This window comes from Salinihabitans flavidus, assembly GCF_900110425.1.
Lineage (GTDB): Bacteria > Pseudomonadota > Alphaproteobacteria > Rhodobacterales > Rhodobacteraceae > Salinihabitans > Salinihabitans flavidus.
Genome location: NZ_FODS01000005.1, coordinates 25,839 through 52,016 on the forward strand (window position 1 = coordinate 25,839; position 26,178 = coordinate 52,016).

Genomic DNA, 26,178 nt, shown 5'->3' on the forward strand with positions numbered 1-26,178 from the left:
TCGGTGACGCAACGGCAGACGGGACGGGGCCCTGCCGCGTCCCGGTTGCACCGGATGCGACAAAACGCTCCGATCTGGCGGGGGCCCCATGCCCCCCCGGCACAGGAGAATCGCCGCGCCGGACGAGCGGGGCCTAGTCGTGCGCGGGCCGGATCGACAGGAGGCGGCCGCCAAGATCGCGAAAGGCGCGCTGGCGGCAGGAGAAGACAATGATCTGAAGGTCGCTCGCCTGCCGGGTGAGGGCATCGAACATCTTTTCGATACGGTCGTCATCGGTGTAGACGATGGCATCGTCGAGGATCACCGGCGCGGGGGTGCCGGCACGGGCCAGAAGGCGGGCGAAGGCCAGACGGACCAGAAGCGCGATCTGTTCCTGCGTGCCACCCGAAAGCTGATCGAACGTATCCTCGGCGCCGGGACGCACAAGGCGGCTTGGCAGAACGCTGTCGGCATCCATATGCAGTTCGGCGTCGGGCCAGACCATGCGCACCAGCGGCTCCAACTCGCGGAAAATCGGGCCGATATAGTGATCGCGCGCCGATTGCTGCGCCGTGTCGAGCGTCTGATCGAGGGTGCGCAGCACATCCACCTCGAAGCGCAGGCTGTCGAGCCGGGCCTGCGCGGTGGCAAGCCGGCCCTCGGCCTCGGCCAGTTCCTCTTCGATGGCTTGCCCGGCCTGCACGTCGATCCGCGCGTCCAATCCGGCCAGATCGCGGGTAATCTCCTGTTCGCGGGTCTGTACGGCCTCGGCGGCGGAGGTGGCCCGTTGCAGGGCGGCCTGTGTCTGTTCGGGGTCCGGGGCGCTGTCGGCAAGCGCGGCCTTCTCGCGGCGTGCCTTGTCCAGAGCGGCGCGAAGCTCTGCCGCCTCGGTGCGCAGGGCGGTCAGGCGCGCCTCGGCCCCGTCCCGGTCGCGCAGGGCTGCGGCGGCGCGTTCCAGCCGCGCGGTGGCCCCGTCGTGGGCGGCCCCGGCGCCCTGCGCCGTGGCCTGCGCACTGGCGTGCTCGGCGCGCGCCTTCTCCAGACCGGCAAGGGTTTCGGCGTGGCGCGCCTTCGCCTCTTGCAGTTCGGCCTCAGCCTGATCGCGGGTGGGCAGATCGCCGGTGTCGGGCTCTTGTCGCGGCAAGTCGGAGATCCGCGCGCGCAGGGCGTCAATTCCGTCGGGGGCCGCGATTCGCAGGGCGTTAACCGCGTCGTCCAGCCGTGCCTTGGCCTCTGCCCGCTCGCGGTGCGCGGCGCGTGCGTTGTCGAGTGTGGAAAACCCCGCTTCCTCCAACGCACGGCGGAGGGTCGTGTCGGCCTGTTGCAAATCCTCGTCGCCGGCCACCGTACCGGGATGAATGCGCAGTTCGCCCAGCCCGCGCAGATGCAGCGCGCCGCCGTCGGGCAGGGGCAGACGCGCCCCATCTTGCAAAGGCGTGCCCTCCAGCGTCACGCCGCCCTCGCCGCCGGGCGAGTAACTCATGCTGACAGAGGCACTAGCGGCCTCACGGGCACGGCGGGCGAACGAGAGATCGGCGGCTGCGGTCTCGATCTTGTCCATCACCGCCGCGTCGGGGCCGCGGGCCACAAGGGCGCGGGTCTTTTCGGCCTCCGCGTGATGGGCTTCGGCTTCTGACAGCCGCGCGGTGAGTTCGGCGCGCCGGGTTTCGGCGATGCGGGCAGCCTCGGCCCGGATCACGCGATCAAGCTGCATGTGCGCGGTATCGAGGGTCTTGCGGGCCGTGGTCTCGGCCTGCCTGGCCGCTGCCAGAGCGGTGTCTGCCCGGGTCAGCCGGTCCGCGGCGTCGCGGTGATCGTCCCCGGTGCCGGTCAGCGCCTTTTCCGCGTCCATCACTTCACGAAGTTGCGCTGTCAGCGTTTCGAGCGATTGCTGGTTGCGCTGCACGCGGGCCTCGGCGGTGTCCACGGCGCTGGTGGCCCGGTCCAGCCTTTCGAGATGGCTTTCCGCGTGTTGATGCGCCTTGCGCGCCTCGTCGAGGCGGGCCGTGCGGTGGGCGGCCTCCTGCGCGTCGCGCAGCCCGTCCAACTCCGAGACAAGCACGCGGCGCGAATCGAGCAGGCCGCGCAGGTCGGCGGCCTTGTCCGCGAGAGAGCCATGCAGCTCTTGCAGCTCTTCGACCTGCGTTTCGGCCTCGGCCAGCGGGCCGTTCTTGGCGGTGCGGCCGGTTCTAGTGACATAGCGGTCAAGCTCTGTGCGAACCTGTGCGCGGATCGCTTCCATCTGCCGGCCGCCGGTGACGGCCTCCACCTCTCCGGCGACGGAGGAGAGCAGATCGCGGCGCGCGTCGAGCGTGGCGCCGGCGTCCTGAAAGGCGGTCAGCCCTTGCCGCACCCACAAAAGCCCCGCCGGACCGCCGTCCCTGGGCGCTGTGAGCAGGGTGTCGAGCCATGCTTCCGCCTCTCCGGCCTGCTTGTAGAGATGGCCGTCGCGCAGGATGCGGGTGCCTGCCCGGGTTCCTTTGGAAAAGATTTTCTCGATCCGGTAGCGGGCGCCGTCCTGCGCGATCTCGGCGGTGATCTCGGGATCGCCCCCGGCATGGGGGATCAGGGCGCGAATCTCCTTGTCACGCGATGAGGCGCTTTTGAAGAAAAGCGCGTGGAGCGCGTCGAATATGGTTGATTTGCCCTGCTCGTTCGGGGCCGACAACACGTTCAGCCCCGGCCCCAGCCCGGTGATTTCCACCGGCGCGGTGAAGCGGCGCACGTTATTGAGCCGGACGGACAGAAGGTTCATTCCGCCGCCTCCTGCACTAGGCCGTAGAGCCGGTTGAGCGCGGCGGCGGACACGTCCCGGTCGCGCCGTGCCAGATCGGTGTTTTCGGCGTCGTTGCGAAGCGTCTCGGCGGCCATGCGCAGCGCACCGCCCTGTGCAATGTCGTCCAGATCATCGGCGCTGTATTCGGTCTGAAGAGGTCCATCGTTCAAGTCGAAATGGCAGAACTCCGGCGCGATTTCGGCGGCGGCGCGCGACAGCCGGAGCCGCTCGGGCAGGTGGCACCAGCCCTCGGCGGTGATCTTCAGCAGCGTATGACGCCAGTCGGTGCGATCGTGTGGCAGAAGGCGGATCAGCGCCTCGGCCGCATCGTCACCGGGCGTGAGGCGCAGGGTGCGCTCCTGCCAGTTGTATTTGCCGGTTTCCACCTCCGTGACCAGCGGCGGGGCGCCGGGGCCGGGCAGATCCACCAGAAGGCAGCCCCCCCGGCCCGCATGTTTGAACCTGTCCCGCTCGGGCGTGCCACTGTAGCGGGTGCGCTCATCGAAGGTAAAGATGCCATGCCAGTCCCCCAGCGCGAGGTAATCGAGCCGCGCGGTTTCGGCCCGGCGCGGCGAGATGATGTCACCGCCCGGCTCATCGCTGCCGAAGTCGATCACGCCGCCATGCGCCAGCCCGATGCGCAGGTGCTCCTGTGGTGTCTCGCATCCGTCCATCCATGCGGTCAGATCGGTGCCGGGAAAGCGGCGCGGGCAGGGTGCGGGCAGGAGCGTCACCCCCGGCGCGATCTGCGTCGGCGCGGGGTCGGTCAGCAGATGCACATTGTCGGGCGCATGGGCCTGCATCACGGTCCAGATCAGCTCTGCGCCAAGGCTGTCGTGGTTGCCGGGAATGATCCACCAGTGCAGCGCGGATGTCTCACCCATCGTGGCGAGAGTCTGCCGGATCAGGCGCTGCGAGGGAGTTTCGGTGTCGAAGCTGTCCCCGGCGATCAGGACATGACCGGCGCCGTGATCGGCGGCCGTGCGTGCCAGCGTGGCGACGATCCCCAGCCGGGCCTGTTGCAGATCGGCGCGAATCTCTTCTTCGAAGGTACCGAAACGTTTTCCGAGGTGAAGGTCTGAGGTGTGCAGAAAGCGGAAGGCGGGCATTGTCGGACCTTTGCAGCAGGGCGGGCACCGTCACTGTTGCACCGGCGGAGTCCGGCTTCAAGCTGTGTTGCGCCCTGAGGCGACCGGGCCTTGCGGCTGTGGGACCGGCACTCCGCGCGCCCGCGTCGATCATGCTTGCGGACTGCTCAAGATGGCTTGACAGATTCGTTTGTTCCAAAATAGGCTATCAAATGTTCCATCAAGTGGAACGAAATGAGTCTGATCGCGATCGTGGGGAGGCGAGAGTGGCAGAGGCGCAGATTTCTTCGGTCAAGACGATAGGCCGCGCCGCCCTTGTGCTGCGCGCGCTGTCGGCCGGCCCGGCGGGGGGCATGCGCCTTGCGGATGTCACTGCGGCGGTCGATCTGGGCAAGGCCACGGTTCACCGGCTTCTGGGCGCGCTCACCGACGTGGGATTTGTCGAGTTCGACGAGGGATCGAAACTCTATCGGCTGGGCTATGGGCTGTTTTCCCTTGCGGCGGCGGCGCAGCGGTTCAGCATCGTGGAGCAGGCGCGTCCGTCGCTGGTGCGGCTGGCGGCGGCGACGGAGGATACCGTCTATCTGTCGGTGCGTGAGGGCGATCAGGCGCTATGCGTGGATCGTTGCACCGGCAAGTTTCCCATCCGCACCCTGACACTCGATGTCGGAGATCGCCGCCCGCTTGGCGTGGGGGCGGGATCGCTGGCGTTGCTGGCGTTCCAGCCCGAGGACGATATTGACCGCATCCTGCGCGATGATCATGCGGCGCGGCAGGGATTTGACGGGTTTGGCGAGGACAGCCTGCGCGAGATGGTGCGCGCCACGCAGCGCGACGGATACGCCTTTAACGGCGGCCGGATCGTGAGCGCGATGGCGGCTGTGGGCGTGCCGGTGAAGGACCGCGACGGGCGGGCGCTGGCGGCGCTGTCTCTCGCGGCAATCCGGGAGAGAATGGACCCGCCGCGCGTTTCGGACCTGGTCGGCATGTTGCGGCACGAAGCCGAGGAGCTGGGCCGGACGCTTCATCAGCGGGGACAGGCGCCGGCAGGAGCCGGTCAGGGCAAGGTCAGGGAGGAACAGGTTTGACACAGCATACCGCCGAGCACGCAGGGGCATCCGGCAATCTGGAGACCGGGCGGTTTCTTCCGATCCTGTCGCTGATGTGGAGGATACGCGCCTTCGAGGAGCTGGCCATCGAGGCGCAGCGCGAGGGGCTGGTTCTGGGGGCGATCCATCCGTCCATCGGACAGGAGGCGGTGGCGGCGGGGATCTGCCCCAACCTGTCGAAGACCGATCTTCTTTTGTCCACCCATCGCGGCCATGGGCATACGCTGGCCAAGGGGGCCGATCCGCTGGCGATGATGCGCGAGCTTTTCGGGCGCGAGGGTGGCACCTGCGGCGGCAAGGGCGGCTCCATGCATATCGCCGATTTCGGGGTGGGCATGCTGGGCGCGAATGGTGTCGTGGGGGCGAATATTCCCATCGCGACGGGGGCGGCCCATGCGCTCAAGCTGCGGCGCGCGGGCGAGGTGGTGGTTTGCATCTTCGGCGATGGGGCGATCAATCGCGGCCCGTTCCTTGAGGGGCTGAACTGGGCGCGGGTGTTCGATCTTCCGGTGCTGTTTGTCTGCGAGGACAACGGGTTTTCCGCCACGACGCGGACCCGGTCGATGACCGGGGGCGCGGGGGCCACGGCTCGGGCGGAAAGCCTTGGGCTGCCGGCCGCGGAGGTGGATGGCAACGATGTGCTGGCGGTGGATGCGGCGGCGCGCACGGCGATTGCCGCCCTGCGCGCGGGCGAGGGGCCGCGCCTGATGCATTGTCACACCTACCGGATCACCGGGCACACGGCGGTGGACCCGGCCTCCTATCGCCCCGAAGCGGAAGTGGATCAATGGCGCCGGCGATGCCCGATCGCGCGGCTGGAGGCGGGCTTGCGTCTGGCGGGCGTGAGCGACGAAGAGCTGAGCCGGACGCGGCAGGAGGCATGGGACGAGATGCGCGCGATCAGCGCAGAGGCCAGCGCCACGTCCTGGCCCGACGCGCGCGGCGCCTTCGCGGACGTGCAGGATATGGGCAATCCGGCGGAAAGGGCGTTTTGATGAGCATGACAAGCTATCTTGAGGCCGGGCGCCGCGCCGTAATGGAAGAGATGCAGCGCGATGAGCGTGTCTGGGCGCTTGGCGAGGATCTTGGGCGCGGCGGTGTGTTCGGCCAATACAAGGGGCTTCAGGAGATGTTCGGGGACGAGCGGATCGCCGACACCCCGATTTCCGAAGCCTGCATCATGGGCGCCGCCGTGGGCGCCGCGATGACCGGCACGCGTCCCGTGGTGGAGATGCGGTTTTCCGATTTCGCGCTTTGCGCGGTGGATGAGCTGGTCAATCAGGCGGCCAAGGCGCGCTTCATGTTCGGCGGGCAGATGCGGGTGCCGATGGTGGTGCGCGAGCCGATCGGCATGTGGCGATCGTCGGCCGCGCAGCATTCGCAATCGCTTGAGGCGTGGTATGCGCATATTCCGGGGCTTGTGGTGGTCGCGCCCGCGACGCCGGCCGATAACCTCGGGCTGCTGAAAACGGCCATCCGCAACGAGGATCCGGTCGTTTACATGGAACACAAGAACCTCTGGGCGCTGGAAGGCGAGGTGCCCGAGGGCGAGCATCTGGTGCCGCTGGGCAAGGCGGAGGTGGCGCGCGAGGGGGTGGATCTGACCATCGTGACCTGGTCGGCCATGCGCCATCCGTGTCTGAAGGCTGCCGAAGACCTGTCGGCGGAAGGGATCGGGGTGGAGGTGATCGACCTGCGCACGCTCTGGCCATGGGACCGGGAGGCGGTCCTTGCCTCGGTCGGGAAGACCGGCCGCCTTCTGGTGGTGCAGGAGGCGGTGTCGGTCGCGGGCTTCGGGGCCGAGATCGCCGCCAGTGTCGCAGAGGCGCTGCATTACCGTTTGCGCGCGCCGGTGCGCCGCCTTGGCGCGCCGCGCATCCCGGTGGCCTATGCGCCGCCGCTGGAGGATCAGGCGCGGGTGACGGACAAAGCCATCACTGATGCGGTCCGGGGCATGGTTGTGCCCCAGACCGTAGCGTGAACCGGCAGCGCGGGGAGGCGCTGTCAAAATTCAACGGGAGGAAAGACAACATGACACTCTTCAGAACTATGATGGCGGCCGGAGCCGCCGTGGCCACGCTGGGGCTGTCCCCGGCACTGGCGCAGGACTACAAGGACGAATATCGAGTCTCGACCGTGGTGCCCGAGCCGTTCCCATGGGGGATCGCGGCGAACCGCTGGGCCGACCTGGTGGCCGAGCGGACCGAGGGCCGGATCAACATGAAGATCTACCCGGGCGTGCAGCTCGTGCAGGGTGACCAGACCCGCGAGTTTACCGCGATGCGGCGCGGCGTGATCGACATGGCTGTCGGCTCCACCATCAACTGGTCGCCGCAGGTCAAGGAACTCAACCTGTTTTCCCTGCCGTTCCTGATGCCCGATTACGCGGCGCTGGATGCGTTGACGCAAGGGCCCGTCGGCGAGCGGATCTTCGAGATCCTCGAGGACAACGGCGTGGTGCCGCTGGCGTGGGCGGAGAACGGATTCCGCGAGGTGACCAACTCCAAGGTCGAAATCCGCCGCCCCGAAGACATGGAAGGGCTGAAGATGCGGGTTGTCGGTTCTCCGATCTACAACGACATGTTCTCGGCCATGGGGGCCAACCCGACGCAGATGAGCTGGGCCGACGCGCAGCCGGCGCTGACCACCGGCGCGGTGGACGGGCAGGAAAACCCGCTCACCATCTACTCGGTTCTCAACATGCACGAACTGGGTCAGACCAATGTGACGCTTTGGCATTACGTGGCCGACCCGCTGATCTTCGCCGTCAACCAGGAGGTCTGGGACAGCTTCACGGCGGAGGATCAGGAGATCCTGCGCAGTGCCGCGGTCGATGCCGGGGCGCATGGGATCGAGGTGGCGCGAGAGGGCCTGACCGAGGACGACCCGAGCCTGATCGAGGAGATCAGGGGCTATGGCGTCAACGTGGTCTCTCTGACCGAGGAGGAACGCCAGGCGTTCGTCGATATCACGCGTCCGGTCTACGAGGAATGGACCGACGTGATCGGCGCCGATCTGGTGGAGATGGCCGAGGAGTCCATCGCCAACCGCTAAGGCAAGGCTGAGGCAAGCCGCCGGGCCCGCTTCGGGCGTGGCGGCCCCCGTGCCGCCATGTGCGGCGCGGGGCCGATCCCCCGACCCTGACAGATCCACGACCCCCCGACCCCAAGGAGGCGGAGATGACCGCGCCAAACCCCGATGATCCCAGCCCCGATGCCGTGCCTGACGGGACCGAAAGCGGCGCCAACCATGTGCGCGTGCCGGTTCGGATCGAGGAAGCCCTCGGGGCGGCGGCGATGGCGGCGATCTGCCTGATCTCCATTGCCAATGTGGTCGTGCGTTACGCCACCAACATCTCTTTCGCCTTCACAGAGGAATTCTCGGTCTTTCTGCTGGTGTTCATGACCTTCGTGGGCGCCTCGCTGGCCTTTGCCAGCAATGAGCATATCCGCATCACCTTCTTCCTCGAACGGATGCCGCCCGCCCTGCGCTGGATCTGCGAGGTGGTGACCGTCGTGGCCACGACGCTGATGTTCTCGCTCGTGGTCTATTACAGTGCGAGTATCACCTACGACGAATGGTACTGGGGCGAGACCTCGCCCGGTCTGGGCAATCCGGTGTGGATTTACACCATCTGGCTGCCGCTGTTGTCGGTGGCGATCCTTTTGCGGGTGCTGGGGCGGGCCTGGGCCACCCTGCGCCCCGCGCGCCGCCGCACATAGGGCAGGAGACCGTCATGGATGCCAATATCCTCATGCTTCTGAGTTTCGTCGTGCTGATGGTGATCGGCACGCCGATTGCCGTTGCGCTCGGCCTTTCGGGAGCGATCGGTATCGTTGCCGGGCTCGATATGACCGCGCTTGGCATGATCGGGCCGAACACCTATGCGTCGGTGGCCAAATACCCGCTGATCGCGATTCCGCTGTTCATCCTGACGGGGATGGTCTTCGAGCGATCAGGGGTGGCGGCGCGACTGGTGGAGTTCGCGCAATCGATGATCGGGCCGCGCCGGGGCGGACTGGCGCTGGTGGCGATCATCGTCTGCCTGATCATGGGGGGCATGTCCGGGTCCGGCCCGGCCGATGCGGCGGCGGTGGCCACGGTCATGCTGCCGTCGATGATCAAGGCGGGATACCCCAAGCCCTTTACCGCCAGCGTCATCGCGGCCTCGGCGTCCACCGCGATCCTGATTCCGCCTTCGGTGGCGATGATCATCTATTCGGTGATCGTGCCCGGCCTTGACCTGCGCGCGCTGTTCGCCGCCGGTCTGGTGCCCGGCCTTCTGGTGGGATCGGCCATCGCGATCCCGACGCTGCTGCTCAGCCGCAGACACGGGTTTGGCGACGGCGAAGACCCGGACCGGCCCCGTTTCTGGCCCAGTTTCCGCCGCGCGATGCCGGGGCTGATGGCGCCGGTGATCATTCTTGGCGGTCTGCGTTCGGGCTTGTTCACGCCGACGGAAACCGCCGTGGTGGCGGTCTTTTATGGGCTCTTTGTCGGCACGGTCCTGTATCGCACCATGGGCTGGCGCGAGATCTACGCCGTTCTGGCCGACAGCGCCAAGGTGTCGGGCGTTGTGATGCTGATCATCTCTCTGGCGGGCCTCTTCGCGTGGGCAGGGTCCACCATGGGCGCCTTCACGGCCACAACAGAGGCGCTTTTGTCTGTCACCGAGAACCAGTGGATCATTCTGCTTCTTCTGATGACGTTGCTGCTGCTGGCGGGGATGGTTCTGGACGGGGTGTCGATCTATCTCATTGCCGTGCCGCTCCTCATCCCCATCGTGCAGGCGTTCGAGTGGTCCTTCGTCTGGTTCGGTGTCGTCATGGCGATCAACGTGGCGATGGGGCAGTTTACCCCGCCCGTCGCGGTCAACCTGATGGTGACGGCGAAAATTGCCGGAATCCCGCTTGAATCGACCTTTCGCTGGGTCGGCTGGCTGCTGCTGGCGATGGTCGGCGCACTGGCCTTGATCATATTGTTTCCCGAACTTGCGCTCTGGCTGCCGCGGGTTCTGGGCTATCGCATAACCTGAACCGGAATGAGGCGCAGATGACAGAGCAACGCAGGAATGAAATGAATGGCGGCGAGGCGCTGGCCCGGATGTTGCAGGCGCATGGGGCCGGGCCGATGTTCGGCATGGGCGGGTTTCAGCTCCTGCCGTTCTATGACGCCGCGCGGCGGCTTGGCCTGCGCCACAACCTGATCAACGACGAACGCTGCGGGGTGTTCGCCGCCGACGCCTATGCCAAGGTGTCGGGGCGCGTGGGCCTCGTGGATGCCACGCTGGGGCCGGGGGCGACCAACCTCGTGACCGGGCTGGTGGAGGCGCTCAATGCCGGATCGCCGCTGGTGGCGATCGTGGGCGACACGCACCGCGACCATTCGTGGAAGAACATGACGCAGGAATCGCGGCAGGCCGAGATCCTGCGCCCGGCGGTGAAGGAATTGATCCGCGTGGAGAGCATCGGGCGCATTCCCGAACTGGTGCGCCGCGCCTTCAGCGTGGCCACGACCGGGCGCCCCGGTCCCGTGGCGCTGATCGTGCCGGAGGATATATCGCACGGCACCTATCCCTTCGACGAGGCGGACTTCTCCGCCGATCCGCGCTATCAGGCCGCGCCCGCGCTGCGCAGCCGCCCCGATGCGGAGGGTCTCGCGCAGGCGGTGGCCCTGCTTGCGGCGGCGGAGCGTCCCTTGATCCTTGCGGGAGGCGGCGTTCACCTGTCGCAGGCCGCCGATGACCTTCAGGCGCTGGCGGAGGCCGCGCAAATTCCCGTGGCCCACACCATGAGCGGCAAGGGCGCCATCGCCTGCATCAGCCCGCTTTCGGCAGGGCTGTTCGGGCGGTATGACCGGATTGCCAACGACATGATTGACGAGAGCGATTGCCTGCTGGTGATCGGCTGCAAGCTCGGCGAGATCGCGACCAAGCGGTATACGGTTCCCGCGCCCGGCAAGACCCTTATTCATCTTGATTGCGTGGCCGAGGAGATCGGCCGCACCTATCGGCCCACCTTGCCGCTTTGGGGCGATGCGCGAGAGGGGATACGCGACCTGCGCGCCGGGCTGAAGGACGGGCCAGCGCCCGAAGGACGGCAGGATTGGTGCGCCGGTGTGGTCCGCCGCATGGACAAATGGCGCGAGACAGCGCGCGCGCGTCTGGAAAGCGACGAGGTGCCGGTGTCGATGGGGCGGCTGATGGGCACGCTGAACGCGGGCCTGCCCGAGGATGCGGTGCTGATCGCCGACGGCGGGTTTGCCGCGCATTGGGGCGGGCTGCTTTACGACCAGCCGCGCGCGGGGCGGGGGTTCGTTCCCGATCGCGGCTTTGCCTCCATCGGGTATGGCCTGCCGGGGGCGATCGGGGCGAAACTGGCCGCGCCGGATCGGGCGGTTGTCGCGCTGACCGGGGACGGCGGGTTCAACATGGTGTTGGGCGAGATCGAGACCGCGCGCCGCATGGGGCTGGCGGTGGTCATCATCGTCGTCAACAACGCGGCCTCGGGCTATGTGAAGGCGCTGCAACATCTGATGTACGGCGAAGGGGCCTATCAGTCGAGCGATCTGGCCGAGACGGACTACGCCCGCGCCGCCGAGGCGCTGGGATGTCGTGGAATCCGGGTGGAGCATCCCGATGCGCTCTCGGAGGCGCTCGCGCAGGCGCTGGCGGAGGAAGGGCGGCCCACGGTGCTCGACGTGGTGGTCACGCGCGATCCGGGCAAGATGCTGCCCGCCGCCGACAGCCGGGCGGTGAAGGTGAAAAAGGGGGATCGCGTTGCCTGACCGGGCGCCTGTCCTGCTGGCCGACAGTGTCACGAAGCTTGGCCCGGAGGCGGCAGGGCGTGTCGTCGTATCGGGCTCTCACGGAGGGCGCTATGCGGCCTATCTTGCCTTTCGGGCCGGGTGCCGCGCGGTGATCCTCAACGATGCCGGTATCGGGCTGGACGCGGCCGGGATCGGCGGGCTGGAGTGGTTGGAGGCGCAGGGCATGGCGGCGGCGAGTGTCGATCATCGCAGCGCCGATATTGGGGATGCCCGCGCCATGCTGGAGCGGGGATGGATTTCTTATGTCAACGCCGGGGCGGCGCGCCTTGGGGTGCGGCCCGGCATGGCCTGCGCCGAGGCGGTGGGACGCCTTGAACAGGCCAACCCCCCCGGCGGTGCGTGCGACAAGGTGACGGAGGCGCGGCAAGTCCTGACGCCGGCTGGCGCGACATGCCGCCTCGTTCTGGTGGATTCGGCGGGGCTGGTGCAACCCGAGGACGCGGGACAGGTGGTGGTGACAGGATCGCACGGCGCGGTGTTTGGCGGAGACCCGGCCAATGCCCTGAAGGTTGCGGCGCGTCTGGCGCTTTTCAACGATGCGGGGGGCGGTGTCGGGCAGGGGCGCCTGCCGGTGCTGGAGTCGCGGGGTATCGCCGCCGCGACCGTCGCGGCGCACAGTGCCCGGATCGGCGATGCCCGCTCGACATGGGAGGATGGCGTGATCTCGGCTTGCAATTCCCGGGCGGAAGCTTTTGGCGCTCGCGCGGGCATGGCGGCGCGCGATCTGGTGCAGGCGGCGCTTGAGGCCGAGAACACAGACAGCGCCGACAAAGCCCCGCGTCAGGGACGCATCTGATCCAGAAGCCTTGACCCGCCGTTCAGAGCCTCGCGGTATTCGGCGGTGAGCCGGTTGCAAAGATCGGCCGCGCCGGGGATGTCGTCAATCGCGCCGATGCCATGTCCCGCGGCCCAGAGGTCGCGCCACGGCTTGATGTTGTCGGTGGTCCCGAAGTTGAGCGTCTCGGGCGGCTCCAGATCGTCGGGATCGAGACCGGCGGCGGCCAGACTGGGGCGCAGGAAATTTCCGGGCAGGCCACTGACTTTCGGGGTCAGGACAATATCCTCGGCCCGGCCCTCGACGATCATGCGCTTGTGGTCGGGGTGGGCACCGCTTTCGCGCGTGGCGATGAAACGACTGCCGACGTAGGCCAGATCGGCGCCCATCATCTGCGCGGCGGCGACCTGATTGCCTGTCGAGATGGCCCCGCCGAGAATAAGCGGGCCGTTAAACAGGCCGCGAAGCTCTTGCACGAAGGCAAAGGGATTGATCCGCCCGGCGTGCCCCCCGGCGCCATGGGGCACCGCGATCAGACCGTCCACCCCCGCCTCCAGCGCCTTGTCGGCAAAGCGCCGGTTGGTGACATCGTGAAAGACCAGCCCGCCATAGCCATGCGCCGCGTCGATCAGATCGCGCCGGAGCCCCAGAGAGGTGATGATCAGCGGCACCTTGTGGCGCACGGCAACCTCAAGATCGGCCTCGAGCCGCTCATTGGAACGGTGGACGACAAGGTTGACGCCGAAGGGGGTGGTGCAGGCGGCGGTATCAAGCCGCGCGCGGATGTCCGAGAGCCAGTCGTCGAAGCCTTCCGTTGAGCGCTGATTGAGGGCGGGAAAGGTGCCGACCACGCCGCAGGTGCAGCAGGCAACCACAAGATCCGGGTTCGAGATGAGGAACAGGGGGGCGGCGATCACCGGGACAGAGAGCTGCCCGCGCCATTGGCTCGGTATGGCCATGCGGCGGTCCTTTGGGTTGATGCAGGTGAGAGGGGGCGAAAAGGCGGGGGCGGGGCGATTGCCGCCGCCCCCGCAGTTGGGGGAGTGATCAGTAGTCGACAAACTCGGTCAGACGGGTGAAGGTCTGCGTGTCGGCATCAAGCTGATAGACAGACACTGCCGTGCCCGAGAGCTGATTTTCGTTGTTGAAGCTGATCGGGGCCATGATCCCGCCGACCGGGAAATCCTCGAGCTGGCGCAGGTTCTCGATCGTGCAATCGCGCGTCAGTTCTTCGCCGCAGCGGCTCATCGCCTCTGCCATTGCATGCAGCGCGGCATAGGTCACATAGGTGTAACGGTTGATCGCTTCGATTTCATCTTCGCTCACGTATTCCCGTGCGGTTTCGAGAAAGGCGTCGTTCGCCTCGCCGGTAAGGGCGACATAATCGGCCACGTAGTAGTCATAGCCTGCCTGTGCAGCCAGATTGACCGACGGGGGCATGTCCTCGCTCCAGACCTGGGCGGATTGAATGTCCATGCCAAGCTTGCGGGCCTCCGACAGGATGTTGGCCGCGCCGGAGATGATGCCGCCGTTCGCCAGAACGTTCACGCCGGCCCGATCGAGCTGCGCAACTTCAGCGGAGAAGTTTGACGTGCCCTTCTTGAAGCGGATGCGCGCGGCATCTTCCACGCCGAACTCCTCGACCGCGCGGTTGTAGCCGTGTTCCACCGCAACGCCGAAATCGTCGTCCTGACGGATCAGGCCGTAGACCGGGTTTTCGATGTCCACGTTGTCGTTGATATACTTCAGCTGTGCGTAAAAGGCGTCGGAATAGCTTGCCCCGAGCGTAAAGACCGACGGGCGCACCGGATCGTAGACCAATTCGTTGGGCGCCGTCGACACGATGGTGGGCAGGTTGTTCTCCTCGATCAGCGGCATCATGGCCAGCACGTTCGCGGTGCCGGAGGTGCCGTTGAGCGCGAAAATCTCATCGACTTCGATCAGCTTCGAGAGCGCCTGGAAAGAGCGCGACGGCACGTAGCCGTCATCCTCGGTGATGATCTTGATCATACGCCCGTTGACACCGCCGGCGTCGTTGATCTCGGCGGCCGCGATCTTGGAGCCGACGGAAACCGCGCGCCCGATGAAGGAGGCGGCACCTGTCATGATGTTGACATCGCCGATCCTGATCTCGGTATCGGTGACGCCGGGGTCGGCGGCGAAGGCCGGTCCCGTCGCCAGGGCGGCGATGGCCACTATTGCAATCCGTTTCATGGTATTCTCCTCTGTTGGTTCTTGAAAAGCCGCGCGCCCTAGTAGGCGAGGGGCCAGTTGCTCCAGAATTTCTTGCTGTCGCGCCACAGCCCGATCAGCCCGTCTGGCTTGAAGCGGAGGAAGGCAACGATCACGAAGCCGTAGACAACCCCCCGAATTTCGTAGACATAAGTTGAATAGAAGGACGATCCCGGCTCCAGCACGAGGTTGAAGGCGATGCGGATCACCTCCGGCAGAAGCGTCAGGAATATGGCCCCGAGGATCGCGCCCGCGATGGAACCGAGCCCGCCAAGAATGATGATGGCCAGCGCCTCGATCGACAGGATCAGCCCGAACACGTCAATGTTGATGAACCGGATCTGAAGCGAAATCAGACCCCCGGCCAGCCCGACGATGAACGACGAGATCATGAAGGCCAGAAGTTTGTAGCGCGTCAGATCGATCCCCATCGCCCGCGCGGCGATGTCATGGTCGCGGATGGCCAGCCACGCCCGGCCGAGGCGGCTGCGTTGCAGGTTGAGAGCGAGCAGCACAACCGCGACGCTCACGAAGAGCGTGAGAAAATAGAGTGGTGGCCCCTTTTGCACATTGAAGCCGAAGATCTCGGCGCCGGAGACGAAGATCCCGTTGGGCCCGCGTGTGATCGGCTCTGCATAGAGGATGATGTGGCTGACGATGAAGGAAAAGGCCAGTGTCGTGATGGCGAGATACAGCCCCTTGAGCCTGAGCGAGGGAATCCCCACCAGCAGGCTGATCAGCGCGGAAATCACGCCCCCCGCCGGCAGCGACAGCCAGACGGGCCAGCCATAATCGACCATCAGCACCGCGTTGCCATAAGCCCCGACCGCGAGAAAACCCGCCTGACCAAGCGAGATCAGGCCCGTCGTTCCCGTCAGAAGGTTCAGTCCGACCCCACCGACAACGGCGATCAGCACCGTGACCAGCAGGCCGAGTTCATAGGCGCCCAGAAGCAGCGGGGCGGCCAGCAGCGCCACGACAAGTGCCGCCACCCATGCCTTTGTCGTTGGGTTGTCGGTCAGGGCTATAAGCTGCCCGGTGGATTCCTTGAAATGTCCGGTACGCATTATACCCTCTCGATGTCGCGGTCGCCAAAGAGCCCGTAGGGACGGACCATCAGAACGATGATGATGACAATGAAGCCGGAGATTTCACGCAGCCCCTGGCCGATGTAGCCTTGTGACAGATTCTCGATCAGCCCGATGATGACCCCGGCAAAGGCGGCCCCGAGGATTGAATCGAGTCCCCCGAGAATGACGGCCGGGAAAGACTTGAGCCCCTGAAACCACAGATCGGGGGCGAGCTTGAAATTCATGGCAAAAAGCACCCCGGCCACCGCGGCGAGCCCCGAGGACAGCGCCCAGGCCATCGCGTGCGTGCGGCTCACGCTGATCCCGACCAGAAGGGCCGCGGTTTCATGCGACGCCACGGCGCGCATGGAAATCCCGATCCGCGAGAACCGCAGGAAGGCCCACCCAAGTGTCGTGCAGATCGCCAGCGCGGCAATCGACATGAGCTGTGCGGCATAGAACGGAATACCGAACACGCGGATCACGTCCCTCGTGACCCCGGCAGTGAGGTTATGCGGGTCCGGCCCCCAGATCATGATCGTCACCCCGCGCAGGATCACCGCGAGGCCGATCGTGACCATGACTATGGAAAACACCGGTTCCCCGAGCATGGGACGGATGAAGATCCGTTCCAGCGTGAGGCCGAGCACCATCGAGATCGGAATCGTCACGAGCATCAGCGGAATGAACGACAAACCAAAGATCTGCGTCAGGCTGAAGGCGATATAGGCCGTGAGCATGACAAGTTCGCCATGCGCGAAGTTGACGACGCCCGTCGCCTTGTAGACAAGGGCAAAGCCCATCGCGATAAGGCCATAGGACGCCCCGATCACAAGGCCGGTCGATATGAGCAGCAGGAAGAAATCCATTATGCGGCGCTCCCGTAGATCGTTTCGATTTCGGCGCTGAACTTTTTCTCGATCGCCTTGCGCCGCACTTTCATTGTTGCGGTCAGTTCACCGTCGTCGTGATCGAGTTCCTTCTTGAGGATCTCGAATTTGCGAATGTTCTCGACCCGCGCGAACCGCTCGTTGACGCGCGCCACCTCTTGTTCGATCAGCTTGCGCACCGCGTCGTTCTCGGCCAACGTGCGGTAGGTGGTGTACTGGATGTTTTGCGCCTGCGCCCATTTGCCCGTTGTCTCAAGGTCGATCTGAATGAGCGCGGACAGGAACTTGCGCCCGTCGCCCAGCAGGATCGCCTCGCGGATATAGGGCGAATCCTTCAGCGCGTTCTCGATCAGCGAGGGCGTGATGTTCTTGCCGCCCGAGGTGATGAGGATGTCCTTCTTGCGATCGAGCACGCGAGCCTCGCCGGTGTCGGTGATCTCGACGATATCGCCGGTATGCAACCAGCCGCCGGCATAAGTTTCCTGCGTCGCCTCCTCGTTGAAGAGATACCCCTTGAAGCAACTTGCGCCGCGCAACAGAAGCTCTCCGTCCTCGGCGATCTTCTGTTCGATGCAGTCGATGGGCGGGCCGGAGCAGCCGGGCGCCGTCGCGCCGGGGCGCTGCGAATGGGACACCCCCGCGCATTCGGTCATGCCGTAGATCTGATAGACCGGAACCCCGAGCGTCCAGAAAAAGAGCAGCACCTCTTCGGAGATCGACGCCCCGCCGCAAAAGCTGGCACGGACGCGGTTGAGACCAAGAAACCGTTGCAGGCTGCGCAGGCAGATCAGCCACAGGGCCATGAACACCAGACGGTCGCGCAAGCTGGCGAACTGACCGCCATTGTCGAGCCGCCGTGCCGCGATCGGTTTGCCAAGCCGCATGGTCGTCTCGAACACGCGCCGTTGCAGCGGGGTGGTGTCGCGCACGCGGTAGTCGATGCTTTGCTGCATCTTCTCCCAGATCCGGGGCACACCAAGGAAGCCGAGCGGCGCGATCTCGCGCAGGTTGACCACAACGGTATCGACCGATTCCGCGAAGGACACGACGCAGCCGGTCACCAGTTGCATGACAAGCGAGAAGCTGCGCTCGGCGACATGGCACAGCGGCAGGTAGCACAATACCGAATAGCTGCGGTCGTCCAGGCGATGTATCCGCGCCACCTCGCTTGCCGAGGAAAGCATGTTGCCGTGGCTGAGCATGGCGCCCTTCGGCATGCCGGTGGTGCCGGATGTGTAGACGATGATCGCCACGTCATCGGGTGTGCCGGCGTCAATGAGGCGGTCCACTTCCGCGCCGAACTCCACCTCGGACCTGCGGCCGAGATCGAGCAGGTCGGCGAAGGACATCAGCCCGTCATGCGCATAGGTGCGCATGCCCTTCATATCCACGCAGAGGATCTGTTCGAGATCGGGCAGCCCGCCATCCTGCGCCTGCGCGTCAAGCACCTTGTCGGTCTGTTCCTGATCCCCACACACCACGAAGCGGGATTTGGAGTGCCGCACGATATACTGAAGCTCTGGCCAGGGGTTGGTGGGGTAGATCCCGAGCCCGGTGCCGCCGAGCATCTGGGCGCCGAGATCGGCGTAGTACCATTCCGGCGAGTCGTCACTCGCGATGGCAAGACGGTCGCCGGGACGAAAGCCGAGCGCGTAAAGGCCAATGGCCGTCAGCCGCGCCTTGTCGAAATACTCCTGCCACGTCGTGCGTTGCCAGAGACCGAGCGCCTTTTCACGCAAGGCCAGTCGCGCACCGTGATCGCGCGCCCGCGCGCGCAGGATTTGCGGCATTGTCATTTTATGGATGTCATCGCGCTTCAGCGTCATGCCGACTTCCTCCGGCTTCCGAGATAGGCGTCGATCACATCGGAATTGTTCGAGACCTCATCGGGCGTGCCTTCCGCGATCTTCGCACCATGATTCATCACGCAGACATGGTCGGAGATGTCCATCACGATCCCCATGTCGTGCTCGACCATGAAAACGGTCATTCCCAGTTCCTCCTTCAGATCGAGGACGAAGCGTCCGATTTCCTCGCGCTCCTCCTGGTTCATGCCCGAGACCATCTCATCGAGCAGAAGCAGCTTGGGACGCACCGCCAGGGCACGGCCCAGCTCGACGCGTTTCTGCTGGCCATAGGACAGCGTGCCGACAGGCAGATCGCGTAACTCTTCGATTTCGAGAAACTCGATAATCTCCTCGGCCCGTTCACGCGCGCGAATTTCTTCATTGCGCGCGCGCCCCCAGAAGACGGCGGCAGAAAACGGGTCGGCCTTCAGGTGAGAATGCAGCCCCACGAGGATATTGTTGACCACCGTTTCATGCTTGAACACCGCGAGGTTCTGAAAGGTGCGGGCAATGCCAAGAGACGCCAGCGCATGGGTCGGCACCTCGGTGATGTCCTTTTCATCGAAGAAGATCCGCCCCGAGGTGACGGGAAAGATGGAACTGACCAGGTTGAAAAGTGTCGTCTTTCCCGCGCCGTTCGGCCCGATCAGGCTATAGATCTGGCCCTGTTCCACGGTCAGGCCGATGTCGGACACGGCGGTCAGCCCGCCGAATTTCTTGGTCACGTTTTCCAGTTTCAGAAGACTCACGACAACCACCTCTTGCGCCGTTTGTAGTGCTTGACATCGCGCATGGATTTGCGTTCGCCGCCGGACATGCCGAGATAGAACTCCTGCACGTCGTCGTTCTTGCGCAGCGTCTCGACCGTTCCGTCGAGCACGATGCGACCGTTCTCGATGATGTAGCCATAGGAGGCGACATCGAGCGCAAGCTGCGCGTTCTGTTCAACCAGAAGGACCGTGACACCCGAACTTTGATTAAGATTGAGAATGGCGTCGAAAATCGTATCGACGACTTGCGGCGCCAGCCCCAGAGACGGCTCGTCCAGCATCAGCAGGCTGGGATTGGCCATCAGGGCCCGGCCGATCGCAACCATCTGCTGCTCGCCGCCCGACAGGTAGCCGGCGGTCTGATGGCGGCGTTCCTTGACCCTTGGAAACAGGTCGTACACCATATCCATCGCCGCGCGGCTGTCGGCGCGGCTGCGGGTGATCCCGCCCATCAGGAGGTTTTCCTCGGCGGTGAGCTGGGCAAACAGGGCGCGGCCTTCGGGCACCTGAATGATGCCTTTGCGCACGATATCGCCCGGCTGCAATCCCGATATCGGCTTGCCGTCAAGAGCGACGGAGCCGCTCATGATCTCACCGTTCTCCTGATAGAGCACTCCCGAGATGGCCTTGAGAATTGTCGACTTCCCGGCGCCGTTCGATCCCAGAAGCGCGATCATCTGCCCCTCTGGCACGGCAAGCGAGACATCTCGGACCGCTTCGATCGCGCGATCGTAGAGGACTTGAACGTTGCGCAGTTCAAGCATGGGCGGCGCGCCCGGAAACCGCGTGTCCAGTATGATGAGTATCATTTATCTGCCCGCGTCCGCAGAAAGCGCAACCGCTTCGCGCATTCCTTCGAAAGCGACGAATCGCTGAGTGGTTCCGTGCGATATTCAAGTCTTCCTCCCGTTTTTCATCGTGTGCCGCCCCTGTTCACATTGGTCTTGCGTCAGAAGAGCATTTAATGAATGATACTCATTAAATTGGCTGTTACCTTCTCTGTCAATGATTTTGTCGGCCTGCCGAAAAGAATGAGGAACCCCGCATGACCCACGGATCGCAAAACACGGTTGTCGTTGAATGGCCCACGCCGGAAATCTGTCTTCTGCGACTGGCGCGCGGCGCGCAGATGAACACGATCACAGGGGAGTTTCTCGACGATCTGGGGGCGGTGCTGACCGACCTTGCAAAATCGCCGCCGCGCGCCTTGTTGCTCACTGGAAGCGATGGCGCGTTCTGTGGCGGTGCGAATATCAAGCTGTTCTCGGAAAAGGAGTCGCCGCTCTACCAGAATGCCCGTGCGATCCGCGATGTCTATGTGCGGCAAATCCTCGATGTCTTTGGCAAGATCACCGCGCTGCCCTGTCCGACGATTGCCCTGATCAACGGCCATGCCCTTGGCGGGGGAACCGAACTGGCGCTGTCGTTTGACTTCCGGCTGATGTCGTCAGATGCGCGCATGGGGTTGCCCGAGGTTCGTCTGGGCGCCGTGGCGGCCGGCAACGGGGTGCAACGGCTGCACCGGATCGTTGGCCGCGCCAAGGCGCTGGAGATCGTGCTGTTGGGCGAAAAGATCACCGCACCGGAGGCTCTTTCGACAGGGCTGGTGATGTCGGTGCACGACCCCGACGCGCTGGAGGCCGCGGGGCTGGATCTCGCGCGGCGGTTCCTCAAATGCAGCCCCATCGCCGTGGCTGAGAGCAAGCGCGCGATCTACCGCACCGAGGCGCTTGAAGGGAACGCGGCGGATGAGGCGGCGCTTGATGCGGTGCTTGGCGCCGCGGCCGGCCCCGAATGGACCGAAGGCATGTCGGCCTTCGCGCAGAAGCGCCGCCCCACCTATGCCACGGATGACACGAACGGGGTGGGCTGATGCCGCGCATTCAGGGCAAGAGTAAACCCGCAAGTCAGCGCCGTCCCCGCGAAGAGCGAATCGCTTCGATCATGGCCGCCGCGGAAGAGGAGTTCCGCGGCAACGGGTTCGAGAAGGTCTCCATGGCCCGGATCGCGGCCCGCGCGCAGGTGGTGGAGGGCACGATCTACCGCTTTTTCGACAACAAGCACGATTTGCTCACCAAGGTGATCGAGGCCTGGTACGAACGCATGCTGGCCGACTACGCGCGCGAGTTGGAAGGGTTCAGCGGAACCCGCGCCCGGCTTCATTTCATGATCTGGCGTCACCTTCAGACGGTCTGGGACAGCCCGCAGATGTGTCGTCTGATGTTCGATCAGATCCGGTCGAGCCCCGGCTATCGTGACACATCGGTTTTCAGTCTCAACCGGATGTATACGCGCCGAACGCTTGACATTGTGGCCGAGGGCGTTGCCCGGGGGGAACTGCGCGAAGGGCTCGACATGGGGTTGGTGCGCGATCTGATCTATGGCTGCGTCGAGCACCGGACCTGGGCCTATCTGCGCGGCGAGGGGGAGTTCGATCCGAAACAATCCGCCGATGCCATCGTGTCGCTCGTGCTTTGCGGTGCCGCCGCAGAGGTGCCCGGGGGGGATCTGGGGAGTTTGACGGATCGGCTTGCATCGGCCACGGACCAGATCGAACGCCTGTCCAGGGAAAAGGCCGGATAATCCGAAGGGGAGGAACACCATGACTGCGGAGGAAACGATTGGGATAGGAGATGTTGCGGCCGCCGGTCAGGCCACGGTGTATGACCTGTTTCACGCCCGTGCGCGCCATTGGCCCGAAGCGGTCGCGCTGAGCACCGGCGGTGTGACGCGCACCTACGGCGAGATGGATCGCAGGGTGCAGTGCCTCGCCAGTGCGTTTCAGGCGCAGGGGCTGTCGCGGGGCGACCGGATCGCGCTCTTGTCGGAGAACCGCTTTGAATATGCCGAAGTGCAGATGGCGGCCGCCCTTCTGGGGGTGATCGTGGCCTGTCAGAACTGGCGCCTGTCGGGGGCAGAGCTCGGCCATTGCATCGAACTGGTCTCCCCCCGGTTGGTGATCGTGTCCAGCCTGTTTCGGGATGCGTTCCACGCCATCGGGGTCGATGTCGAGTCATGGGTGCTCGAAGATGACTACGAGTCCCTTGTCGCATCGGCGTCTCCGATTGCAAAACGCCCCGCCGCGACGCCGGAGGACGGGCTCGTGATCCTCTACACAAGCGGAACGACCGGGTTGCCGAAGGGCGCGCTGATCAGCCACCGCGCAGAGATTGCCCGCATGACGGTCTACCGCATGGATTTCGGGGCCGGCACCGGCGACGGTTTCGTCGCGTGGGCGCCGATGTTTCACATGGGGTCAACCGATCAGGTGCTTTGCACGCTGATGTCGGGTGGGATCGTGCATATCATCGACGGTCTGGCCCCGAGAGAGATTGTCGCCGTGATGCAGCAGCACACGCTTGGCTGGATGCTGCTGATGCCCGGCTCCATCGAGCCGATTGTGGATATTCTGGAGGCCGAGAAGGTCCGGGTGCGCGGCATCCGCGCCGTGGGCGCGATGGTCGATCTTGTGCCCCGCGCGCTGGCGATGGAGCTGTCGCGCCTGACCGGGGCGCCCTATCTCAACAGTTTCGGATCGACCGAGACGGGCCTGCCGCCGCTGTCCGGGCGCCTGATGGCAGAGGGGGAGCTGACCGGCAGCCTGTCGAAATGGCCAAGCGCGCTGGCCGATATCCGGCTGGTGGACGAAGAGGGCAGGGACGTGCCCGACGGAACGCCCGGCGAAATGGCTCTACGCGGCCCGACGGTGTTCAGCGGCTACTGGAACGCGCCGGAGGCCAACGCCAGCGATTTCCGCGACGGGCGTTTCCTGATGGGGGACATGTTCACGCGCAATGCCGATGGCAGCTATGATTTCGTCGATCGGGCGAAATACATGATCAAGTCGGGCGGGGAGAATATCTATCCCGCTGAGATAGAGCGCGTCCTGCTCGCCGATCCCCGCGTGCGCGACGCCGTGGTGGTGCGCAAGCCCGATGCACGCTGGGGCGAAGTGCCGGTCGCCTTTGTCGCGCGCAATGGCGGTGATCTGGATGCGGCCGGGATCGAGGCGATGTGCCGGGCTTCTCTGGCGGGCTACAAGCGCCCGAAAGAGGTGCGGTTCGTGGAGTATGACGATCTTCCGCGCAGCACGACGGGCAAGATCGTGCGCCACGAGATCGAGCGCCAGCTGAAGGATGAGGGGGCCTGACCCGAAGGTCAGGCGCCCCGCTTCATTCCGCGCGGATCACCACGACCATCCGGCCTGTCTGAACCACCGTGTCATTCTGATTGATAACCTTCAGGACATAGGTGGCGACGGCGCGCCCCGGCTTGGACGAGGGCCGCACCTCCTCCACGGTCACCTCCGCGTGGATCGTGTCGCCGAGCTTGACCGCCCCCGGAAAATCCCAGTTGAGGTTCACCAGCCCGATGACACGCTCCCCGAAGAGGCCGGAGAGGGTCGACATGCCGATCGCCATGGACATCGCCAGAGGCCCGTGGGCAATGCGCGTTCCGTGCGGCGTGGTGGCGGCGAATGTCTCGTCCACATGAATCGGGGTGAAATCCCCCACCAGCCCGGCAAAGAGGTTCACATCCCCCTCGCCCACGGTCCGGCCCTGCGAGCGGGTGGTCTGTCCAACGATCAATGGTGTCATGGTGTGATCCTCATACGTCGAAATAATCCGGTTTGCCGGTGGTCCACGTCTCGCCCCAATGCTGACCGCCGCCGTCAACGGTCAGAACCTCGCCGGTGATGAAGTTGCCGGAGGCGGCGCTGAGAAAGGCGCTGGCCTCTGCGATGTCCCACGCGGTGCCGACGCGCATCATGGGATTGGTCTTCGGATAGGCGGCGCGGGCGGCGGGCGAGTAGACATTCCAGCCTTCGGTTTCGATGGCGCCGGGCGCGATGCAGTTTGTGCGGATGTTGTAGGGCGCCCATTCGACCGCGACTGACTGGCTGAGCGAGATCACGCCCGCGCGCGCCGCCATCGAATGGGCCACACCGTAAAGGCCGTGCGTGGTGACGACGACGATATTGACGATGCTGCCGGGGTGTTCGAATTCACGCCATTTGAGCGCGGCGGCCTGCATCATGTTCCATGTGCCGTTGAGGTTGGTGTCGATGACCGCGTTCCAGCCCTTGGGGCTGAAGTCGATCGCGGCTTGGGGAAACTGCCCTCCGGCGCTGTTGACAAGGATATCGGCACCGCCCTTGTCGGCCCATTGCCGCGCCCAGAAGCCGTCAACCTGCGCCCGGTCCCGAATGTCGAGCGTTTCGCCCGATGCGGTGTGACCGGCCGCGCGCAGGGCCTCGATCAGCGGGTCAATCTTCTCGGGCTTGCGCCCGGTGACCACGACCGAGGCGCCGAGCCTTGCGTAGAGCCAGGCGATGGCCCGGCCGATCCCGCCCCCGCCGCCAGAGATCACCGCGACCCGGCCTTTCAGGGCATCGGACGCGAAAACCGTGTTGTGGGCGGCCAGATCCGTATCCGAGAGGCCGAATGCCGGGGCGTCAGTCACGGGGCATATCCTTGAGCAGTTCACCGGCGATGATCATCTTGCGCACTTCTGTGGTGCCGGCCCCGATCTCCAGAAGCTTGGTGGACCGGAACAGGCGGTTGATTTCAGACTCCCAAATATAACCGGTGCCGCCGTGAACCTGAACCGCGAGATCGAGCACCTTGTGAACCGTATCGGCGGCGTACATCACAGAGGCGGCGGTCAGCTTGTGAATGTCGCCGCGCCCGCCGCTTCCGACCTCCAGATCGGCGGCGGCGGCCAGCACCCGATAGGTGAAGGTGCGCATGGTTTCGACCAGCACATACATCTCCGCCAGCATGGATTGCACCATCTGGAAAGAGCCGATGGGCTTGCCGAACTGCCGGCGCGTCTGGGCATAATCCACCGTCAGGTCAAAAGCGCGTTCCGCCACGCCAAGGCAGATGGGGGAAATCATCGCGCGTTCGAGATCAAGGCCGCTCATGACGATTCCGACGCCCTGATTTTCGCCGCCCAGGAGGTTCTCCGCCGGCACGCGGCAATCGTCAAAGACAAGTTCCGCCGTCTGGCTGCCGCGATACCCCATTTTCTCGAGTTTCTGGGCAACCTTGAAGCCGGGAGTGTCGGTTTCGACGATGAAGGCCGATATTCCCTTGGGGCCCTTGGCCGGGTCTGTCTTGGCGTAAACCAGAACGACATCGGCCACCGGCCCATTAGTGATATAGATCTTGGAGCCGTTCAGCACATAGTCGTCCCCGTCGCGCTTGGCGACCGTGCGCATAGAGCCGAGCGCATCGGATCCCGCCCCCGGCTCCGTCAGGCCGAGCGCGCCAATGGATTGCCCGGAGCACATCGCAGGCAGGTACTTGCGGCGCTGAGCCTCGTTGCCATTGCGGTAGATGTTGTTGGCGCACAGGTTGTCATGCGCCACGACCGACAGCCCCATGGCGTGATTCCACCGTGAAAACCCCTGCAACACCAGCCCCGCGGACAGCAGATCCATTCCCGCGCCGCCGTATTCGTCCGGGATGGTGGCCCCGAAAAAGCCGGTCTCGCCGATCTTGGGAAAGGCGTCCTCGGGCCACCATTCCTCCCGGTCCATCCGTTCGGCCAGCGGGTAAAGCTCATTGCGGGCAAAGCGATCCGCATGGTCAAGGATGGCCGCCTGTTCGGGGTCAAGCTCGAAGGTCTCTGGGTAATTCTGGGTCATCAGGGTTTCCTTGTTCGGATGTCACTCATTAGCCTGCTGTTGAGTTGATTTCATCATAAGAATTTTATCCGGGTCAATTGAATTTGTCCGTTAAATAGTGGATTTCGAGAATTTCGCCACGTCACTTGGTATAGAGTTGGAACGCCGTGTTGACAACATTGA

23 protein-coding genes are annotated in these 26,178 nt (G+C 64.9%); 11 read left to right on the forward strand and 12 right to left on the reverse strand.

What is annotated here, in order from left to right; translation table 11 throughout:
* Window positions 1-133 precede the first annotated feature (133 nt).
* Together BMW66_RS05900 and BMW66_RS05905 are read right to left on the reverse strand one after the other, a co-directional pair.
* On the reverse strand, window positions 134-2,734 hold the full coding sequence (locus BMW66_RS05900; RefSeq protein WP_093116447.1) for an AAA family ATPase: 2,601 nt from the start codon (window positions 2,732-2,734) through the stop codon (window positions 134-136).
* Complete coding sequence (locus BMW66_RS05905; protein WP_093116449.1) at window positions 2,731-3,864, reverse strand: metallophosphoesterase family protein; 1,134 nt, start codon at window positions 3,862-3,864, stop codon at window positions 2,731-2,733. Before BMW66_RS05905 ends, BMW66_RS05900 begins: the two co-directional genes overlap by 4 nt.
* A 245-nt stretch (window positions 3,865-4,109) precedes the next feature.
* Between BMW66_RS05905 and BMW66_RS05910 the strand changes: the two genes are divergently transcribed.
* The 8 genes from BMW66_RS05910 (at window position 4,110) to BMW66_RS20285 (ending at window position 12,576) form a co-directional block, all read left to right on the forward strand.
* On the forward strand, window positions 4,110-4,931 hold the full coding sequence (locus BMW66_RS05910; RefSeq protein WP_175483176.1) for an IclR family transcriptional regulator: 822 nt from the start codon (window positions 4,110-4,112) through the stop codon (window positions 4,929-4,931).
* Complete coding sequence (locus BMW66_RS05915) at window positions 4,928-5,947, forward strand: thiamine pyrophosphate-dependent dehydrogenase E1 component subunit alpha (RefSeq protein ID WP_245729389.1); 1,020 nt, start codon at window positions 4,928-4,930, stop codon at window positions 5,945-5,947. The genes BMW66_RS05910 and BMW66_RS05915 overlap by 4 nt, the downstream gene beginning before the upstream one ends.
* Window positions 5,947-6,933, forward strand: coding sequence for an alpha-ketoacid dehydrogenase subunit beta (locus tag BMW66_RS05920; RefSeq protein ID WP_093116453.1), 987 nt, complete (start codon window positions 5,947-5,949; stop codon window positions 6,931-6,933). The genes BMW66_RS05915 and BMW66_RS05920 overlap by 1 nt, the downstream gene beginning before the upstream one ends.
* Window positions 6,934-6,983: 50 nt before the next feature.
* Window positions 6,984-8,006: a DctP family TRAP transporter solute-binding subunit gene (locus BMW66_RS05925; protein WP_093116740.1), complete on the forward strand. Its 1,023-nt coding sequence runs from the start codon at window positions 6,984-6,986 to the stop codon at window positions 8,004-8,006.
* A gap of 125 nt (window positions 8,007-8,131) precedes the next feature.
* On the forward strand, window positions 8,132-8,674 hold the full coding sequence (locus tag BMW66_RS05930) for a TRAP transporter small permease (protein ID WP_093116455.1): 543 nt from the start codon (window positions 8,132-8,134) through the stop codon (window positions 8,672-8,674).
* Between the two features lie 14 nt (window positions 8,675-8,688).
* Window positions 8,689-9,987, forward strand: coding sequence for a TRAP transporter large permease (locus tag BMW66_RS05935; RefSeq protein WP_093116457.1), 1,299 nt, complete (start codon window positions 8,689-8,691; stop codon window positions 9,985-9,987).
* A 17-nt stretch (window positions 9,988-10,004) separates the two neighbouring features.
* Window positions 10,005-11,738, forward strand: coding sequence for a thiamine pyrophosphate-binding protein (locus BMW66_RS05940; protein ID WP_093116459.1), 1,734 nt, complete (start codon window positions 10,005-10,007; stop codon window positions 11,736-11,738).
* The gene (locus BMW66_RS20285) at window positions 11,731-12,576 is read left to right on the forward strand and encodes a hypothetical protein (RefSeq protein WP_217639291.1); all 846 of its coding nucleotides are present in this window, start codon (window positions 11,731-11,733) and stop codon (window positions 12,574-12,576) included. Before BMW66_RS05940 ends, BMW66_RS20285 begins: the two co-directional genes overlap by 8 nt.
* Here the strand turns inward: BMW66_RS20285 and BMW66_RS05950 are convergent.
* The 7 genes from BMW66_RS05950 to BMW66_RS05980 form a co-directional block, all read right to left on the reverse strand.
* Entirely contained in the window at window positions 12,561-13,514 is a 954-nt protein-coding gene (locus BMW66_RS05950) for an NAD(P)H-dependent flavin oxidoreductase (protein WP_093116463.1), read from the reverse strand. The two genes, BMW66_RS20285 and BMW66_RS05950, sit on opposite strands and share 16 nt — an antisense overlap.
* An 88-nt stretch (window positions 13,515-13,602) precedes the next feature.
* Window positions 13,603-14,769, reverse strand: a complete 1,167-nt coding sequence (locus tag BMW66_RS05955) for an ABC transporter substrate-binding protein (protein ID WP_093116465.1) — start codon at window positions 14,767-14,769, stop codon at window positions 13,603-13,605.
* Window positions 14,770-14,807: 38 nt separating this feature from the next.
* Complete coding sequence (locus BMW66_RS05960; RefSeq protein ID WP_093116467.1) at window positions 14,808-15,854, reverse strand: branched-chain amino acid ABC transporter permease; 1,047 nt, start codon at window positions 15,852-15,854, stop codon at window positions 14,808-14,810.
* Window positions 15,854-16,726, reverse strand: coding sequence for a branched-chain amino acid ABC transporter permease (locus BMW66_RS05965; protein ID WP_093116469.1), 873 nt, complete (start codon window positions 16,724-16,726; stop codon window positions 15,854-15,856). The genes BMW66_RS05960 and BMW66_RS05965 overlap by 1 nt, the downstream gene beginning before the upstream one ends.
* Window positions 16,726-18,573, reverse strand: coding sequence for an AMP-dependent synthetase/ligase (locus tag BMW66_RS05970; RefSeq protein ID WP_093116471.1), 1,848 nt, complete (start codon window positions 18,571-18,573; stop codon window positions 16,726-16,728). The genes BMW66_RS05965 and BMW66_RS05970 overlap by 1 nt, the downstream gene beginning before the upstream one ends.
* Window positions 18,570-19,343 (reverse strand): ABC transporter ATP-binding protein, encoded by a 774-nt coding sequence (locus tag BMW66_RS05975; RefSeq protein WP_093116473.1) that lies wholly within the window; start codon window positions 19,341-19,343, stop codon window positions 18,570-18,572. Before BMW66_RS05975 ends, BMW66_RS05970 begins: the two co-directional genes overlap by 4 nt.
* On the reverse strand, window positions 19,340-20,161 hold the full coding sequence (locus BMW66_RS05980; RefSeq protein WP_425441312.1) for an ABC transporter ATP-binding protein: 822 nt from the start codon (window positions 20,159-20,161) through the stop codon (window positions 19,340-19,342). The genes BMW66_RS05975 and BMW66_RS05980 overlap by 4 nt, the downstream gene beginning before the upstream one ends.
* 248 nt (window positions 20,162-20,409) lie before the next feature.
* On the opposite strand from BMW66_RS05980, the gene BMW66_RS05985 reads away from it, so the two are divergent.
* From BMW66_RS05985 to BMW66_RS05995, 3 genes are read left to right on the forward strand one after another with little or no spacing between them, the layout of a single operon-like run.
* Window positions 20,410-21,237, forward strand: coding sequence for an enoyl-CoA hydratase/isomerase family protein (locus BMW66_RS05985; protein WP_093116475.1), 828 nt, complete (start codon window positions 20,410-20,412; stop codon window positions 21,235-21,237).
* Window positions 21,237-21,947, forward strand: a complete 711-nt coding sequence (locus tag BMW66_RS05990) for a TetR/AcrR family transcriptional regulator (RefSeq protein WP_093116477.1) — start codon at window positions 21,237-21,239, stop codon at window positions 21,945-21,947. The genes BMW66_RS05985 and BMW66_RS05990 overlap by 1 nt, the downstream gene beginning before the upstream one ends.
* 19 nt (window positions 21,948-21,966) lie before the next feature.
* On the forward strand, window positions 21,967-23,514 hold the full coding sequence (locus tag BMW66_RS05995) for a class I adenylate-forming enzyme family protein (protein ID WP_175483177.1): 1,548 nt from the start codon (window positions 21,967-21,969) through the stop codon (window positions 23,512-23,514).
* A gap of 22 nt (window positions 23,515-23,536) precedes the next feature.
* Here BMW66_RS05995 and BMW66_RS06000 read toward each other — a convergent pair whose 3' ends face one another.
* The 3 genes from BMW66_RS06000 to BMW66_RS06010 are packed head-to-tail and all read right to left on the reverse strand — an operon-like array spanning window position 23,537 to window position 26,016.
* Window positions 23,537-23,962 (reverse strand): MaoC family dehydratase, encoded by a 426-nt coding sequence (locus tag BMW66_RS06000; RefSeq protein ID WP_093116479.1) that lies wholly within the window; start codon window positions 23,960-23,962, stop codon window positions 23,537-23,539.
* A 10-nt stretch (window positions 23,963-23,972) separates the two neighbouring features.
* Window positions 23,973-24,827, reverse strand: a complete 855-nt coding sequence (locus BMW66_RS06005; RefSeq protein WP_175483178.1) for an SDR family oxidoreductase — start codon at window positions 24,825-24,827, stop codon at window positions 23,973-23,975.
* The gene (locus tag BMW66_RS06010) at window positions 24,820-26,016 is read right to left on the reverse strand and encodes an acyl-CoA dehydrogenase family protein (RefSeq protein WP_093116481.1); all 1,197 of its coding nucleotides are present in this window, start codon (window positions 26,014-26,016) and stop codon (window positions 24,820-24,822) included. Before BMW66_RS06010 ends, BMW66_RS06005 begins: the two co-directional genes overlap by 8 nt.
* Between the last annotated feature and the right edge of the window lie 162 nt (window positions 26,017-26,178).

Bases quoted from the DNA above. Each gene is read 5' to 3' on its own strand.
- BMW66_RS05940 (WP_093116459.1), top strand. From the start codon at position 10,005: ATGACAGAGCAACGCAGGAATGAAATGAATGGCGGCGAGGCGCTGGCC.
- BMW66_RS05955 (WP_093116465.1), bottom strand. From the start codon at position 14,769: ATGAAACGGATTGCAATAGTGGCCATCGCCGCCCTGGCGACGGGACCG.
- BMW66_RS05965 (WP_093116469.1), bottom strand. From the start codon at position 16,726: ATGGATTTCTTCCTGCTGCTCATATCGACCGGCCTTGTGATCGGGGCG.
- BMW66_RS05990 (WP_093116477.1), top strand. From the start codon at position 21,237: ATGCCGCGCATTCAGGGCAAGAGTAAACCCGCAAGTCAGCGCCGTCCC.
- BMW66_RS05930 (WP_093116455.1), top strand. From the start codon at position 8,132: ATGACCGCGCCAAACCCCGATGATCCCAGCCCCGATGCCGTGCCTGAC.
- BMW66_RS05995 (WP_175483177.1), top strand. From the start codon at position 21,967: ATGACTGCGGAGGAAACGATTGGGATAGGAGATGTTGCGGCCGCCGGT.
- BMW66_RS05960 (WP_093116467.1), bottom strand. From the start codon at position 15,854: ATGCGTACCGGACATTTCAAGGAATCCACCGGGCAGCTTATAGCCCTG.
- BMW66_RS05920 (WP_093116453.1), top strand. From the start codon at position 5,947: ATGAGCATGACAAGCTATCTTGAGGCCGGGCGCCGCGCCGTAATGGAA.
- BMW66_RS05985 (WP_093116475.1), top strand. From the start codon at position 20,410: ATGACCCACGGATCGCAAAACACGGTTGTCGTTGAATGGCCCACGCCG.
- BMW66_RS05950 (WP_093116463.1), bottom strand. From the start codon at position 13,514: ATGGCCATACCGAGCCAATGGCGCGGGCAGCTCTCTGTCCCGGTGATC.
- BMW66_RS06000 (WP_093116479.1), bottom strand. From the start codon at position 23,962: ATGACACCATTGATCGTTGGACAGACCACCCGCTCGCAGGGCCGGACC.
- BMW66_RS05935 (WP_093116457.1), top strand. From the start codon at position 8,689: ATGGATGCCAATATCCTCATGCTTCTGAGTTTCGTCGTGCTGATGGTG.
- BMW66_RS05905 (WP_093116449.1), bottom strand. From the start codon at position 3,864: ATGCCCGCCTTCCGCTTTCTGCACACCTCAGACCTTCACCTCGGAAAA.
- BMW66_RS06010 (WP_093116481.1), bottom strand. From the start codon at position 26,016: ATGACCCAGAATTACCCAGAGACCTTCGAGCTTGACCCCGAACAGGCG.
- BMW66_RS05900 (WP_093116447.1), bottom strand. From the start codon at position 2,734: ATGAACCTTCTGTCCGTCCGGCTCAATAACGTGCGCCGCTTCACCGCG.
- BMW66_RS05925 (WP_093116740.1), top strand. From the start codon at position 6,984: ATGACACTCTTCAGAACTATGATGGCGGCCGGAGCCGCCGTGGCCACG.
- BMW66_RS05970 (WP_093116471.1), bottom strand. From the start codon at position 18,573: ATGACGCTGAAGCGCGATGACATCCATAAAATGACAATGCCGCAAATC.